Source organism: Acidovorax sp. (assembly GCF_046314175.1).
Classification (GTDB): domain Bacteria; phylum Pseudomonadota; class Gammaproteobacteria; order Burkholderiales; family Burkholderiaceae_C; genus Acidovorax.
Genome location: NZ_JBKBXG010000037.1, coordinates 34166 through 49456, shown reverse-complemented (window position 1 = coordinate 49456; position 15291 = coordinate 34166). Strand labels below are relative to the sequence as shown.

Sequence of the window (15291 nt, the reverse complement as noted above, 5' to 3'; positions counted from 1 at the left end):
CTGCTGGGTCATGCCGCCGTATTCGGCACCGTTGTTGGCCCAGATCGTTTTGAGTTCGTCGGCGCTGCCCAGCTTGCGCACCTCGTCCACGATGCGCGCCTGCACATCGGCCGGAGTGCCCTTGGGCGCCCACAGGCCGTACCAAGTGGTCACGGTGTAGTCGGGCAGGCCGACTTCCGCAGCACACGGCACATCGGGAAAGGCTGGGTTGCGCTTCGGCCCCGACACCATGAGTGCCTTGATGCGCCCTGCCTTGATGTGTGCCGCCGATGAACCCAGGCCGTCAAACATCATGTCCACCTGCCCGCCGATCAAGTCCTGCAGTGCGGGGCCTGCGCCACGGTAGGGGATGTGGGTGATGAAGGTGCCTGTCTGCTGCTTGAACAATTCACCCGCCATATGGTGCGAGGTGCCTGCACCGGCCGAGCCGTAGTTGAGCTTGGCGGGGTTGCGCTTGACGTAGTCCATGAACTGCTGAAAGTTGTTCACGGGAACGGCCTTGGGGTTGACCACCAACACCTGCGGCACGTTGGCCAGCAAGAACAGCGGAACGAAATCCTTCTCGATGTCGTAGTCGAGCTTGGGGTACATCGACGGCGCAATCGCATGGTGCACCGCGCCCATGAAGAGGGTGTAGCCATCAGGTGCGGCCTTGGAGGCAAAGCTCGCCCCCACGGTGCCGCCTGCGCCGCCACGGTTGTCAATCACCAGCGTCTTGCCGGTGGCTTTGGAAAACTGTGCGGCCAAGGGGCGGGCAAACGCGTCGGTGCCGCCGCCTGCGGGGAACGGCACCACCAGGTTCACCGGCTTGCTGGGCCAGCCCGATGCCTGTGCCCAGGCAGAGCTGCTGCCACCCGCCAAGCCCAGGCCCGCGGCTGCAGCGCCCAGCAATACGTCTCTGCGTTGAATTCGCATGTCTTTCATTTCTTGTCTCCTGTCGTCGTTGTAAAAATTAAATCGGATCAGCAGGCTGGCAGGGCGCATCGCATCGCATGACAACCTTCAAACACCGGCCGCAGGCCGAGGGCCCATGGTAGTGATCAAAGATGACAGCCCTGCCGCACTGCCGCCTTGTCGCCGGTGGCGTCAGTCGCGGCACAGGCTGTCGATGTCCCCCGACACCGGCACCTTGCCCTGCGCGAGCAAGCTGCGATGCTTGTCGATGCGCTTGATGTCGTACAGGTAATTCACCATCAACCCGTACGATTGTTTCAGCCCTTTGCTGGAAGGATCTCCCGCCCAGTTGAGCCGCTCTACCCGGGCCCCATTGCCCAGGTGGAAGCGGGCCACCGGGTCCACCGGTTTGCCCTCTTGCAGCTCGCGCCCCAAATAGTATGCAGCGCACTCCAGCAGCATCTGGCGCACCGGCGACCTGGCATCCAGCTCCAGCGCCTTGTCGACCGCAGCGAGCAAGTGCGTGGCCTGCGGGGGCTCAAAGCCCACCGCGCGGCCCAGCTCGGCGCGGCGCTTGTCGTCCAGGCGATCAAGCATCGCACCCGCACGCTTGCCCAGCCAAGAGCGAAAACCCGGTATGGGAGACAGTGTTGCAAACGTGCGAAGGCGCGGGAACTCGGCGGTGAGCGTCTCCACCACATGCTTGATGAGCGAGTCGCCAAAACTCACACCACGCAGCCCTGTCTGGGTGTTGCTGATCGAATAGAAAATGGCCGTGGTGGCCTTGTTCAAATCGGCCGCTGCAGCAGATTCGTCCAGCAGCGGGGTGATGCTGTTGGAGATGCGGTCCACCAGCGCCACCTCCACAAAAATCAGCGGCTCGTTGGGTAGCCGGGGGTGGAAGAACCCGTAGCAGCGGCGGTCGCTGTCGAGCCGGTTTTTCAGGTCGGCCCAGCTGCGAATGTCGTGCACCGCTTCGTACTTGATGAGCTTTTCGATCAGCGACGCGGGCGAGTCCCACGACAGACGCCGCAGCTCCAAGAAAGCCACATCAAACCAGGTCGAGAACAGGTGCTCCAGCTCGGCATCTAGTGCCAGCAGGCGCTTGTCGGCCTTGAGCAAGGGCAGCAGTTCGGCCCGCATGTCCAGCAAGAACCGCATGCCCTCAGGGAACACAGAAAACCGCTGCAGCAGGCGTGTACGGGGCGACACCAGTGCGCGGCGCAGGCTGATCTCGGCCTGGCCTTCTTCGGCCGTGCCGGCGGCCGCTTCGTAGCGCTGGCGGGCCGACTTGAATCGTGTGGCATCGGGCGCGAACTGCTCGCACATCAACAGCCACATGTCGCGGCGCTCTTCAGGCTCTGCCTTGGCGTACCACTGGGCCACCGCCTGGGCGCGGCGCCCGCCTTCGAGTTCGCTCACCTGCGGCGCCACCACCTCTTGCAGGTCGGCCAGCAAACGGCGCAGCGCGCGCGGCGACAGCGACTCTTGCCCACGCCGCAGCGTGGCCTGCAGCCGTTCATGGGTTGAACGCGGCACGGCCACCTTGGCGACCACGTCGGTCACGGTCTTGTCGAGCAAGCTCTTGTCAGGGGCGGGTACTTTGGCGGCCTTGTCGCCTATTTTTTCGCCGGGCTTGTCCGCAAGCTTGTCTGCTGCCTTGTCAGCGGCAGGCGCAGCAGAGCGCAGGCGCGAAACGCTGCGCGAGATCCATTCGGGGGTAGTGGTGATCATGGGGTCAGCCTCGATTGATGGTTGCGGGCGACGTCACGCAGCGCATCGCGCTGGCGCAACAAATGATTGCGCATGGCCTCTTCTGCGGCGTCGCAGTCGCGGGCCTTGAGGGCGGCAAACACCGCCAGGTGCTCGGCCAGGCTTTGCTGCAAACGGCCCGGCACATGCAGGGTCTGCGCCCGCGCCAGGCGCAGAATTTTTCGCAAATCGCCAATCACCTGGGCCAGCCAGCGGTTATCCGCCAGGGTGATGAAGGCCTCGTGGATGGCGTAGTTGGCCTCGTAGTAGTCGGTGATCTGGCCGTCGGCGGCGCACTGCTGCAGACGTTCATGCAAAGCCTCCAGCGCCGCAACATCTGCCCCGCTCGCCTTGCGCGTGGCCTCGTGTGCGGCACGGCCTTCCAGCAGCGCAATCACGGGGAAGATGTCGTCCAGATCCCGCTCGGTGATCTGGGCTACAAAACAGCCGCGGCGGGGTTCGTGGCGCAGTAAGCCCTCGGCCACTAAAACCTTCAATGCCTCGCGCAGCGGTGTGCGCGAGATTGCCAGCCGCTCGCACAGAGCTGCTTCATCCAGAAAGCTCCCGGGGGGCAAGCCGCCTGCAAAGATCTGCTCGCGCAAGCGCGAGGCCGCTTCGTCGTGCAGTGAGTTGGGATGCGGGCGCATGGTGCGGGTAAAACTCCAGGGTGTCAGAGCGGCCCAGGCAAAACGCCTGCGTCTTTTGCTGCCAACGCGGCTTCAAATGCGGCCAAACGTCAACATCACTCCGAATAGCTCGTAATTTCTCATAATTACGCAAAATCACAAGAGGAAAACCCTGAAATGCGCTGATTGGACGACAAGCGGAGCGCGCGTGGTGCACCGATGCAACACCACAGGCCTTTTCACATACACAAACCGCTGCAGGAAAGGCGCTTCAGGCAAAAAAACAGCCAGCGCGAACCGAGTGGTCAGCGCACGTGCGTTCCGGTGCGACAACACCCAGTGTCGCGTGACCACGCGCAGGGCTGTTCACAGATACTTGGCGCCATGGCTTCTACCCTGACCTTTGCACCACCCTCCCCCGAAGATCTGCGCGCCGGTACGCTGGGCAAGCAAATGCGCGCATTCAACTACCGTGTGGTGGGCGAATACCCCGAAGTACAGCCGGTGCGGCTGGATGTGCGCGACCAGGACGACCGCTTGGTAGCGGGTGTTCGTGCCTATGTGTTTTTGTATTGGATGCACACCGATGTGCTGTGGGTGGCGCAGGAGCAGCGCGGCCGGGGCCTGGGGTCGCGCTTGCTGGGCATGGCCGAGGCACAGGGCAAGGCGTTGGGGGCACGCAATGCCAAACTGGAAACCTTTGAATGGCAGGCCCGCGCGTTCTACCTCAAGCAGGGCTATACGGAGTACGGCCGGATCGATGACTACGTAGCCGGGCAGTACATGGCGCACATGAAGAAGCGGCTGGACTAAAGGGCGGCCATGACCGCTGTGCCGCAGTGAAAGGCGTGCGTCATCACATCGCCGCGATCTGCGTGCAAGGCGAGTATCTTGCACGCACATTCACTACGTTTTTAATAGCTGCTAGCGCTTACCAGATAAGCGCTAGAGGCCAATTTCACTTGATTTTTGGTGCTGCCACAGGCTGGCGCTGTGCCCACACCCACAGGGCCACGCCCGCTGCGATCATCGGCAGGCACAGCCACTGGCCCATGCTCATGCCCAATGACAGAATGCCCAGGAAGGCATCGGGCTCGCGGAAATACTCGGCGATGAAGCGGAAGGCGCCATACCCCACCAGGAACGCGGCGGCCACTTGGCCCTGGCGGCGCTCCTTGCGTGCGTAGAGCCACAAGAGGATGAACAGCAGCAAGCCTTCGAGCAGAAACTGGTATATCTGCGACGGATGGCGCGGCTGCATGGAGCCGCTGTGCGCAAACACCATGCCCCAAGGCAGGTCCGGGCTGGCAAACCGGCCCCACAGCTCACCGTTGATGAAGTTACCCACGCGCCCCGCAGCCAGGCCGGTGGGCACGCACGGGGCCACAAAGTCGGCCACCTGCAGCCACGGCCGCTTGCGTGAGTGCGCGAACCAGATCATCGCCACGATCACGCCAAGCAAACCACCGTGGAAGGCCATGCCGCCCTGCCACACTGCAAATATCTCCAGCGGATGACTGAGGTAGTAGCCCGGCTTGTAAAACAGGCAGTACCCCAGGCGCCCGCCCACCACGACGCCCGCCACGCCGAGAAACAGGATGTCTTCCACATCCCTGCGCGACCAGGCGCCCGGGCCTGTGATGGAAGCAAAAGGCTGGTGCCGCAGGCGCCGGATGCCCAGCAGCATGAACAGGCCAAAGGCCGCAAGATAAGTCAGGCCGTACCAGTGAATGGCCAGCGGGCCGATCTGCAGTGCGACGGGATCAATGTGGGGGTAAGTCAACATGGGGGCGATTGTGCACGCTGGCCGTTACCCCTTGGCAGAGTCCGCGCCCACCTGCTGGCCCACATGGTCGATCCACCGCGCAAGGGCCGGGAGTGCTGGCAATGCAGGCGGTGCGGCCGACCCCGCCCAGACCAGGCTCGTTTCGCACACCGGCGACACGGCAGGTTTGTCGCCCAGCTGGCGGTACACCACCCCCGGGCGTTGAAACTGCTGCACGCTGGCGGGCACCCAGGCCAGTCCCAGGTCGGCAGACACCAGATTGACGATGGTTTGCATCTGGATCGCCTCTTGCGCCACCACGGGCTCACGCCCTGCCCCGTGGTACAGCGCAAAGATCGCGTCGTGGAGCGACGGCAGGATAGACCGCGGGAAGATCACCAGGGGTTCGGGCAGCACGTCTTGCAAATGCAACACGGGCAGCTGGGCCAGCGGATGCCGGTCGGGCATGGCCAGCACGAGCGGTTCTTGCGCCACACACAGGCTTTGCAACGTGGGCGGCGCCTGGCCGGGCGTGTGCAGCAGCAGACCCGCATCGATGTCGCCACGCGCCAGTGCCTGCAACTGCACGTCACCGGTGGCCTCGATCAGCTCCAGCCGCACACCGGGCCACTGCGCCCGAAATCCGCGCACCCACTGCGGCAGCAGACCAAAGCCTGCGGTGGATACAAACGCCAGCCGCAGCCGCCCCACCTCGCCGGCCGCCGCCGCACGCGCCTGCGCGGGCAATGCCTGCGCACGGTCAAGCAGATCCAGCACCTGGGGCAACAGTGCGGCACCTGCAGGCGTGAGCTGCACGCGGCGCTTGGTGCGGTCAAACAGCTGCAGCCCCAGGGTGCGCTCCAGCCCGGCGATGGCCTGGGTGAGCGGTGGTTGGGTCATATGCAGACGCTGGGCCGCGCGGCCAAAGTGCAGCTCCTGGGCCACCGCAGCAAATTGCCGCCATAGGCGCATATCAATGAATGGCTCTTTCATACGCTGTACATATTAATCGCCGCGTGCAAATGGATTGGATCACGCGGGCCAATCGCCGCATACTCGCGGCTGCGGAAAGTTTCCCACCCCACAAAAATCGCTCCACGAAGGAAAACACACCATGGCAGACAACAAAGTCATCCCGATCCAGCCCATCAACCGCCGCAGCGCCAACATCACGCAAGGCAAGTCGCGCGCGCCCAACCGCTCCATGTACTACGCGATGGGCTACGAAGAAGGCGACTTTGTGAAACCCATGGTGGGCGTGGCCAATGGCCACAGCACCATCACGCCCTGCAACAGCGGCCTGCAAAAGCTGGCCGACGCGGCCATTGAGGGCATTGAGGAAGCCGGTGGCAACGCCCAGGTGTTTGGCACGCCCACCATCAGCGACGGCATGGCCATGGGCACGGAAGGCATGAAGTACAGCCTGGTGAGCCGCGAAGTCATCAGCGACTGCATCGAGACCTGCGTGGGCGGCCAGTGGATGGACGGCGTGCTGGTGGTCGGCGGCTGCGACAAGAACATGCCCGGCGGCCTGATGGGCATGCTGCGCGCCAACGTGCCCGCCATCTATGTCTACGGCGGCACCATCCTGCCAGGACACTACAAGGGCCAGGACCTGAACATCGTGAGCGTGTTCGAGGCCGTGGGCGAGAACGCCGCCGGCAAGATGAGCGACTTCGACCTCAAGGAAATCGAAAAGCGCGCCATCCCCGGTACCGGCTCGTGCGGCGGCATGTACACCGCCAACACCATGTCCAGCGCGTTCGAGGCCCTGGGCATCAGCCTGCCGTATTCGTCCACCATGGCCAACCCGCACGACGAGAAGATGAACTCGGCAAAAGAGTCGGCCAAGGTGCTGATCGAGGCCATCAAGATGGACCTGAAGCCCCGCGACATCGTGACCAAGAAGTCCATCGAGAACGCCGTTGCCGTAATCATGGCCACCGGCGGCTCGACCAACGCGGTGCTGCATTTCCTGGCCATTGCGCATGCGGCTGAAGTGGAATGGAACATCGACGACTTCGAGCGCGTGCGCCAAAAGACCCCCGTGCTGTGCGACTTGAAGCCCAGCGGCAAGTACCTGGCCGTAGACCTGCACCGCGCGGGCGGTATACCGCAGGTCATGAAGGTGCTGCTCAACGCAGGCCTGCTGCACGGCGACTGCATCACCATCAGCGGCAAAACCATCGCCGAAGTGCTCAAGGACGTGCCCGACCAGCCCCGTGCCGACCAGGACGTGATCCGCGGCATCGACAAGCCCATGTACGCCCAGGGCCACCTGGCCATCCTCAAGGGCAACCTCAGCCCCGAAGGCGCGGTGGCCAAGATCACGGGCCTGAAGAACCCCGTGATCACCGGCCCCGCCCGCGTGTTCGACGACGAGCAATCCGCCCTCGAAGCCATCCTGGCCGGCAAGATTGTGGCTGGCGACGTGATGGTGCTGCGCTACCTGGGCCCCAAGGGCGGCCCCGGCATGCCCGAAATGCTGGCGCCCACTGGGGCACTGATTGGCGCTGGCCTGGGTGAAAGCGTGGGCCTCATCACCGACGGCCGCTTCTCCGGCGGCACCTGGGGCATGGTGGTCGGCCACGTGGCGCCTGAAGCGGCTGCCGGCGGCACGATTGCCTTCGTCAACGAGGGCGACAGCATCACCATCGACGCGCGCCAGCTGCTGCTGGAGCTGAACGTTAGCGAAGAAGAAATCGCCAAGCGCCGCGCCGCATGGACTGCCCCCGCCCCGCGCTACACGCGCGGTGTGCAGGCCAAGTTTGCGTTCAATGCATCAAGCGCAAGCAAGGGTGCTGTGCTGGACGCCTATTGAGGCAACTGCAGCAGTGCCCGCTGATCGGTCTGCTGCACTGCGTTGACAAAAAGAAAGCCCCGTGGCGCTCAACGCCACGGGGCTTTCTTAATGGCCCAGCAACTGTCTGCTTGCAACCCCGCTGGTCCGGTGAGCAGATCAGCAATTCAGCGCGGCTTGCGGGGTGCAATGCCCAGGGCTTCCTTGTTCTTGTTGATCCGGTCCTGCTTGCGCTGCTCCATCTTTTCCATAGCTTTACGCTTGGTATACCCGGTGGAATCAGCCCAGGCCCACCATAGCAGCGTGGCGCCAAAGGGGGCCATGATCCACCACCAGGACCAGGTGGCCACAGGACCAATCTCTAGATACTTCAGTGCCAACAAGATAAGTGAAAGACCCAGCAAATACATTGTGATCTCCAGAAAACGCCGCAGAAGGTCTGATTGACCGAGGACAGGGACATGTCAACCCAAGTCACTACAATTCCATTAAAAGCACTGTAACTCAACCACAGGATTCCCCACCATGAAGCGTACCCTGATCACTGTTGCCATGACGCTGTCGGTCGCAGCCCCTGCCATGGCCGATATGGCTCTGGCAACGTCCAAGAACTGCATGGCCTGCCATGCAGTGGACAAAAAACTGGTGGGGCCTTCTTACAAGGATGTCGCTGCCAAATACGCCGGTCAAAAAGACGCCGTAGACAAACTGGCCGCCAAAATCATCAAGGGCGGCGCAGGTGTGTGGGGCCCCGTTCCTATGCCAGCCAATGCCCAGGTGAACGACGCCGACGCCAAGAAGCTGGCTGCATGGGTCATGACGCACAAGTAACTTCACCGATTGCGAAGCATTCGGCTTCGCTTAATCAAGACAGCCGCGCCACATTTCTGTGCCGCGGCTGTTTTTTAAGGCCCATCGCCTGGGGTGACGATGAGACAGCCCACCATGGGCAAGGTAAATATCAAACGACCGTCGTCAGCGTACTGTGTTCCCGCGCGCGCAGTTGCTGCTCCAGCTGCCCGACGTAGGCGGCCGTGGTGTTGTCGGTCTCCTGGGCCCGCGCTGCGAGGTGCGCCTCCAGCACGTCCATCCGCTGCAGCACCGCCGCATGGGCTTGCTGGTGCTGGGTTTCCAGAAAAGCGCGCAATTCGGTAAAACGAGATGCCTCTGCGCGGTCGGCCAGTTCACGCTGTGCGTGCAGCTCTTTGGTATGGCGACGGGTTTCCATCAAGACCGAACCCTGGAGCGAAAGCACATAGGCAACGAAGAAAGTACTGAGCAGCGCTGTGAGCGCCAGCATGATCAGTCCCAGTGGCGCCTCGATGGACATGACGCCCAATGACACCAGCGAGGGTTCGGCCAGTGTGGGCCAGTTGAGGGCAGCCAGTGCGGCAATGGCCAGCACGGTCAATAGAAGAACAACAGATCGCAGATGCATGGGTTACTCCAGTCAGCAGGGCGCCCGACCCGAGGGGCCAGTCACGCGGTGCTGCGGTTGTAACGCAGGAAGCGCCCGTTTAACGCAAGTTGGCTCAGGTTTCAGCTACCGTCCTACAGTGCAACCAAGAGGCCCACAACCCACAAAGGATGCCGCCAATGGGCAAAAGCCATGCTTTCGACACACCGCCAGTAACAACACTGGCGGCGGCCTCACGACTCAGTTCGTTTCAGACAACTGATCCAGAATGGCCGGGTTCTCCAGCGTGCTGGTGTCCTGCGTGATCGCCTCGCCCTTGGCAATGCTGCGAAGCAGGCGCCGCATGATCTTGCCGCTGCGCGTTTTGGGCAGGTTGTCGCCAAAGCGGATGTCCTTGGGTTTGGCGATGGGACCGATCTCCTTGGCAACCCAGGCACGCAATTCATTGGCGATCTGCTTGGCCTCCTCCCCGGTGGGACGCGAACGCTTGAGCACGACGAAAGCGCAGATGGCCTCGCCAGTCACGTCATCGGGGCGCCCCACAACGGCGGCTTCTGCGACCAAATCGGTCTTGGACACCAGGGCCGACTCAATCTCCATCGTGCCCATGCGGTGGCCGGAGACGTTCAGCACATCGTCGATACGGCCCGTGATGCGGAAGTACCCCCGGTCAGCGCTGCGCACTGCCCCGTCACCAGCCAGGTAGTAACCCTTGAGCTCTTCGGGGAAGTAGGCCTTCTTGAAGCGCTCAGGGTCGTTCCAGATGGTGCGAATCATGCTGGGCCAAGGACGCTTGATGACCAGAATGCCCCCTGATCCGTTGGGAACGTCGTTGCCCAGTTCATCGACGATAGCCGCAGCGATACCGGGCAGTGGCAGCGTGCAGCTGCCAGGCACCAGCGGCGTGGCACCGGGCAGTGGGGTGATGACGTGGCCACCGGTTTCGGTCTGCCAGAACGTATCCACGATGGGGCAGCGCTCGCCGCCCACATTCTTGTGGTACCACATCCAGGCTTCGGGATTGATGGGCTCGCCCACGCTGCCGAGGATGCGCAGGCTCGACAGGTCCGAGCGCGCGGGGTGCACCACCGGGTCGCCTTCGGCCGCCTTGATGAGCGAGCGGATGGCTGTGGGGGCGGTGTAGAAGATCGAGCATTTGTGCCGCTCGATCATCTGCCAGAAGCGGCCGGCGTTGGGATAGGTGGGAATGCCCTCGAAAACGATCTGCGTGGCGCCTGCGGCCAGCGGGCCATAGGCCACGTAGGTGTGGCCGGTGATCCAGCCGATATCGGCCGTGCACCAGAACACATCATCAGGACGCAGGTCAAACGTCCAGTCCATGGTGAGTTTGGCCCACAGCAGATAGCCGCCGGTGCTGTGCTGCACGCCCTTGGGTTTGCCGGTCGAGCCGCTGGTGTACAAGATGAACAAGGGGTGTTCTGCCCCCACCGCCACTGCTGCGCATTCCGTGGGCTGTCCCTCCAGGGCTTCGGCAAACGTCTTGTCGCGCCCGGCCACCATGCTGCAGGCTGTTGCAGTGCGCTGGTACACAAACACATTGCGAATGGTGTCGCAGCCGCCCATGGCCAGCGCTTCGTCAATGATCGACTTGAGCGGAAGTTCTTTGCCGCCCCGCATCTGAAAGTTGGCGGTGATGACTGCCACAGCACCCGCGTCGATGATGCGTTCCTGCACCGCCTTGGCGCTGAACCCACCAAACACCACACTGTGGGTGGCGCCGATGCGCGCGCAGGCCTGCATGGCCACCACGCCCTCGATGGTCATGGGCATGTAGATCAGAACGCGGTCACCCTTGGCAACGCCATGGGCCTTGAGCGCGTTGGCAAACTGGCTCACGCGGGCCAGCAGTTCTTTGTACGTAATGCGGGTGATGGCACCATCGTCCGCCTCAAAAATGATGGCGGTCTTGTTCTCGGTGGGGGTTCCCATGTGCCGGTCCAGGCAATTGGCAGACGCATTGAGCTCGCCATCCGCAAACCACTGATAGAACGGCGCGTTGGACTCGTCCAGCGTGCGGGTGAAGGGCTTTGCCCATTGCACGTTGTCACGGGCCAGGCGGGCCCAGAAGCCCTCGAAGTCATTCGTTGCCTCGGCACACAGCGCGTCGTAGCCCGCCATGCCCGATACGCGGGCTGCTTTGACAATGGCGTCAGCGGGCGGGAACACGCGGTTCTCGACCAACACGGACTCGATCGCAGATGTGGGGGCACTCATGGTGTTGTCTCCTGGTTCTGATGGAATTGGCCGGTACTGTCGGCCGCGGCACTTACAAGCCACTGACTGGCACGAAGCTTACAGGGGATCGGATTGGTGTCACTCACCCATCACGCCGTGGGCGTATCAACAGGTTCTAGAATCGCGCGTCCCTTGTCGACTCCCCCCACACCCGGTTCCCATGTCTTCGCCCATTACCCCAAAACCCTCCCCCATGCGGCCGCTGCCCGCCCTGATTTTTGCCAGCCGCTGGCTTCAGCTGCCGCTGTACCTGGGGCTCATCCTGGCGCAAGCGGTGTACGTCTTTCACTTTTGGGTGGAGCTGGTGCATCTGATCGAGGCGGTGTTCGGCAACACCGAGGCGCTGCAGAAGCTGGTGTCCAGCATTGGCTACAAGAGCGATGTGGACGTCACCTCACTGAACGAAACCATCATCATGCTGGTGGTGCTGGCGTTGATCGACGTCGTGATGATCTCCAACCTGCTCATCATGGTGATAGTGGGCGGGTACGAAACCTTCGTTTCACGCCTGCGCCTGGAGGACCACCCCGACCAGCCAGAGTGGCTGAGCCATGTGAACGCCTCGGTGCTCAAGGTCAAGCTGGCCACGGCCATCATCGGCATCAGTTCCATCCACTTGCTCAAGACCTTCATCAACGCCGCAAACTACGACCTCAAGGTATTGATGTGGCAGACCATCATCCATGTGGTGTTTCTGCTCAGCGCCCTGGCGATTGCGCTCACTGACAAGCTCATGTCGAACGGCACAGAAAAACACTGATCGCCTATAGGGCAATTTCTCGCCCCTGAGGGCCAAAGCCCGCTTCAGACGTTTCTTCTTCACCCCCCCGCTGCGCGGGGACTTGAAAGGGCTTGCCTAGAATGGCGGCTCATTTGACTGGATAGGACACCGTGCTGCTGCTCATCATCTTGCTGCCGCTACTGGCAGGCACCAGCCTCACCGGCTGGTCCGGCGCCGTTCAAAACCCTGGCTATCGCGCGCGCACTGCATGGATTGCAGCAGCCGTCACCGCCGCCAGCCTGGGTCTGCTGCTGATGCAGGCCCCTGCGGTGATGGGCGGCGAGGTGCTGCGGCAGTTCACGCCCTGGGTCCCCGAGATCGGTTTGAACATCGGCCTGCGCCTGGATGGGCTGTCGCTCATGTTCGCGCTCTTGATCACCGGCATGGGGCTGCTGATCATTCTGTACGCCCACAACTACCTGGGTGCCGACGACCCCGCGGGCAAGTTCTATTGCACGCTGATGCTGTTCATGGCGGCCATGTTGGGCATAGTTCTGTCTGACAACGTGCTGCTGCTCATCGTGTTCTGGGAGCTGACCAGCATTTCGTCCTTTTTGCTGGTGGGCTACTGGAACCACCGTGCCGATGCCCGCGCGGGCGCTCGCATGGCTCTGGCGGTGACCGGTGGCGGCGGGCTGGCGATGCTGGGGGGTTTCGTGCTTCTGGGCCAGATTGCGGGGACGTACGAAATCAGCCAGATGACGGCAGTGGCCGCGCAGATCCAGGCCGACGCGCGCTACCCGGCGGCGCTGATTTTGATCCTGCTGGGCTGCTTCACCAAAAGCGCACAGTTCCCCTTCCACTTCTGGCTGCCCCAGGCCATGGCCGCGCCCACGCCGGTGTCGGCTTATCTGCACTCGGCCACCATGGTGAAGGCAGGGATCTTTTTGCTGGCGCGGCTGACTCCGGTCATCGGCGGCACCGAGCTGTTTGTGGGCATCGTCTCCACCACCGGGCTTGTCACCGTGGCCTTTGCCGCGTTCATTGCCGTCTTCAAGCACGACCTCAAAGGTCTGCTCGCCTACTCCACCATCAGCCACCTTGGGCTGATCGTCTTTCTCATCGGTCTGGGCTCGCCGCTGGCAGCCGTCGCAGCCATCTTCCACATCCTGAACCACGCGAGCTTCAAGGCCGCCCTGTTCATGACGGCCGGCATCGTGGACCACGAGACCGGCACGCGCGACCTGCGCCAGCTCGGCGGTTTGTACCGGCTGATGCCATGGACGGCCACGCTCGCCATGATCGCAGCCGCAGCCATGGCGGGTGTTCCGCTGTTCAACGGCTTTATCTCCAAAGAAATGTTCCTCACCGAGGCGGTGGCGTTTTCGCAAGCGGGCGGCGGCTGGCACTGGCTGGTGCCCGCCATGGCCACCTTGGCCGCGGTGTGCAGCGTGGCGTATTCGGCCCGGCTGGTGCACGACATGTTCTTCAACGGCCCGCCGCGCGACCTGCCCAACCCGCACCCCCATGAGCCCCCGCTGGGCATGAAAGCGCCGGTGGCACTGCTCGCCGCCATCTGTATTGTTGTGGGGGTGATGCCATCCCTGGTGGCCGGGCCTATGGTGTTGGTGGCAGCCACCGCCATGCTGGGCACACCACCGCCCGAGTTCCATCTGGCGATCTGGCACGGGTTCAACCTGCCGCTGCTGCTCAGCGCAGTGGCACTGGGCGCGGGCCTGCTGCTGTACTTCTGGCTGGCGCGCGACAAGCGCCTGCACGGCATGACCTCCGAAAACTGGTTTGGCGCGCTCACGGGGTCCCACTTGTTCACACGCGGCTCCGACCGGTTGTTCGAGGGGGTGGGCCGAATCACGGCGTTGCTTGAAACCGGCTCGCTGCAACGCTACCTGGCGTGGATGGTCATGGCCTGCGTAGCCGCCGTGGCGGTGCCTGTACTGAGCGGCCAGACCCCGGGCACAGGCAGCAGGGAGCTTCTGCCGGTGAACGCAGTCGCCCTGGTGCTTTGGGGACTGCTGCTGGCCGCGTGCGTATGGCTCATGCTCAAGCATCACGACCGGTTCCAGTCGGTGGTGGTCGCAGGAGCGATTGGCCTGGTCACCGCGCTGAGCTTTGTCGGCCTTTCGGCCCCTGACCTCGCGCTTACCCAGCTGACCGTTGACGTTGTCGCTACCGTGCTGCTGCTGATGGGGCTGGCCTTGCTGCCCCGCCTGTCACCGCGCGAATCAACAGATGCACGCAAACTGCGCGACGGGTCGCTTGCGTTGCTGGGTGGCGCAGGCATGGCCTGGCTGGCGTGGGTCATGCTCACGCGCGATCACGACTCGATTGCCTGGTACTTCCTCAATCAGTCCGCCATCGCGGGTGGCGGCACCAATGCGGTGAACGTGATCCTGGTGGACTTCCGGGGCTATGACACCTTTGGCGAAATCACCGTGCTGGGCATTGCCGCTGTAGGCGTTCTGGCACTGATGGACGGCATGCGCACCCGGCGCCCCGCCACCGATGCCAATGGCGAGCCTTACACCTTTGCCGTGCAGCCGCTCATGCTGCGCGTGGCTGCCCGCGTGGTGCTGCCGCTGGCTTTGGTGGTAACGCTGTACATCTTTATGCGCGGTCACAACCTGCCCGGCGGCGGATTCATTGCAGGCCTTGTCACTGCGGTGGCCCTGGCGCTGCAATACGTCGCCATGGGCCAGACGCGGGCCGAGGCCCTGCTGCGGGCCGAAGGTGGGCGGCGCTTTGTGCGCTGGATCGGCATCGGCCTGGGTATTGCAGGGTTGACAGGCATTGGTGCCTTTGCGTTTGGCCAGCCGTTCCTGACCAGCGCGCACGGCCACCCCCACATCCCCCTTCTGGGAGACATACCGCTTGCCACGGCCGCCTTGTTTGACCTGGGCGTGTACATCACCGTCGTGGGCGCCACGCTGCTGACACTGTCCACACTGGGGGCGGTCACCCGCGAGGGTGCGGGCAAGCCCTCCACCCCCCAGCCCGCCAACGACAACGCCCATGCCAAACCCGACGGAGTCCAACCATGAT

The 15291-nt window shown here is 63.2% G+C and carries 13 protein-coding genes; 5 read left to right on the top strand and 8 right to left on the bottom strand.

Annotated elements, in window-relative coordinates; all coding sequences use genetic code 11:
• From ACK4OE_RS12545 to ACK4OE_RS12535, 3 genes are all read right to left on the bottom strand, one after another.
• Positions 1 to 924: Bug family tripartite tricarboxylate transporter substrate binding protein (locus ACK4OE_RS12545; protein ID WP_409885142.1), on the bottom strand; the 924-nt coding region annotated here is incomplete at its 3' end.
• Positions 925 to 1086: 162 nt separating this feature from the next.
• Positions 1087 to 2628, bottom strand: a complete 1542-nt coding sequence (locus ACK4OE_RS12540) for a malonyl-CoA decarboxylase (protein WP_409885141.1) — start codon at positions 2626 to 2628, stop codon at positions 1087 to 1089.
• Positions 2625 to 3293, bottom strand: coding sequence for a GntR family transcriptional regulator (locus ACK4OE_RS12535; RefSeq protein ID WP_409885140.1), 669 nt, complete (start codon positions 3291 to 3293; stop codon positions 2625 to 2627). The genes ACK4OE_RS12540 and ACK4OE_RS12535 overlap by 4 nt, the downstream gene beginning before the upstream one ends.
• A 363-nt stretch (positions 3294 to 3656) precedes the next feature.
• On the opposite strand from ACK4OE_RS12535, the gene ACK4OE_RS12530 reads away from it, so the two are divergent.
• Positions 3657 to 4085 carry a GNAT family N-acetyltransferase gene (locus tag ACK4OE_RS12530; RefSeq protein WP_409885139.1) on the top strand — a complete coding sequence of 143 codons (429 nt, stop codon included), beginning with the start codon at positions 3657 to 3659 and terminating at the stop codon, positions 4083 to 4085.
• A gap of 145 nt (positions 4086 to 4230) precedes the next feature.
• Here ACK4OE_RS12530 and lgt read toward each other — a convergent pair whose 3' ends face one another.
• Both lgt and ACK4OE_RS12520 read right to left on the bottom strand, forming a co-directional pair.
• Complete coding sequence (gene lgt / locus ACK4OE_RS12525; RefSeq protein ID WP_409885138.1) at positions 4231 to 5058, bottom strand: prolipoprotein diacylglyceryl transferase; 828 nt, start codon at positions 5056 to 5058, stop codon at positions 4231 to 4233.
• Between the two features lie 24 nt (positions 5059 to 5082).
• A complete protein-coding gene (locus ACK4OE_RS12520) occupies positions 5083 to 6030 on the bottom strand; it encodes a LysR family transcriptional regulator (RefSeq protein WP_409885137.1) in 948 nt (315 codons plus the stop codon).
• A gap of 121 nt (positions 6031 to 6151) precedes the next feature.
• Between ACK4OE_RS12520 and ilvD the strand changes: the two genes are divergently transcribed.
• Positions 6152 to 7858: a dihydroxy-acid dehydratase gene (ilvD, locus tag ACK4OE_RS12515; RefSeq protein WP_409885136.1), complete on the top strand. Its 1707-nt coding sequence runs from the start codon at positions 6152 to 6154 to the stop codon at positions 7856 to 7858.
• Between the two features lie 146 nt (positions 7859 to 8004).
• Here the strand turns inward: ilvD and ACK4OE_RS12510 are convergent, their stop codons facing one another.
• Entirely contained in the window at positions 8005 to 8247 is a 243-nt protein-coding gene (locus ACK4OE_RS12510; protein ID WP_409885135.1) for a TIGR04438 family Trp-rich protein, read from the bottom strand.
• A 115-nt stretch (positions 8248 to 8362) separates the two neighbouring features.
• Between ACK4OE_RS12510 and ACK4OE_RS12505 the strand changes: the two genes are divergently transcribed.
• Positions 8363 to 8668, top strand: coding sequence for a c-type cytochrome (locus ACK4OE_RS12505; RefSeq protein WP_409885134.1), 306 nt, complete (start codon positions 8363 to 8365; stop codon positions 8666 to 8668).
• A 130-nt stretch (positions 8669 to 8798) separates the two neighbouring features.
• Here the strand turns inward: ACK4OE_RS12505 and ACK4OE_RS12500 are convergent, their stop codons facing one another.
• Positions 8799 to 9275, bottom strand: a complete 477-nt coding sequence (locus ACK4OE_RS12500) for a LapA family protein (RefSeq protein ID WP_409885133.1) — start codon at positions 9273 to 9275, stop codon at positions 8799 to 8801.
• A gap of 219 nt (positions 9276 to 9494) precedes the next feature.
• Positions 9495 to 11489 carry an acetate--CoA ligase gene (gene acs / locus ACK4OE_RS12495; RefSeq protein WP_409885132.1) on the bottom strand — a complete coding sequence of 665 codons (1995 nt, stop codon included), beginning with the start codon at positions 11487 to 11489 and terminating at the stop codon, positions 9495 to 9497.
• Positions 11490 to 11670: 181 nt separating this feature from the next.
• On the opposite strand from acs, the gene ACK4OE_RS12490 reads away from it, so the two are divergent.
• Both ACK4OE_RS12490 and ACK4OE_RS12485 read left to right on the top strand, forming a co-directional pair.
• On the top strand, positions 11671 to 12270 hold the full coding sequence (locus tag ACK4OE_RS12490) for a TIGR00645 family protein (protein WP_409885131.1): 600 nt from the start codon (positions 11671 to 11673) through the stop codon (positions 12268 to 12270).
• 131 nt (positions 12271 to 12401) lie between these two features.
• Positions 12402 to 15290, top strand: a complete 2889-nt coding sequence (locus tag ACK4OE_RS12485; protein ID WP_409885130.1) for a monovalent cation/H+ antiporter subunit A — start codon at positions 12402 to 12404, stop codon at positions 15288 to 15290.
• Position 15291: the final 1 nt, after the last annotated feature.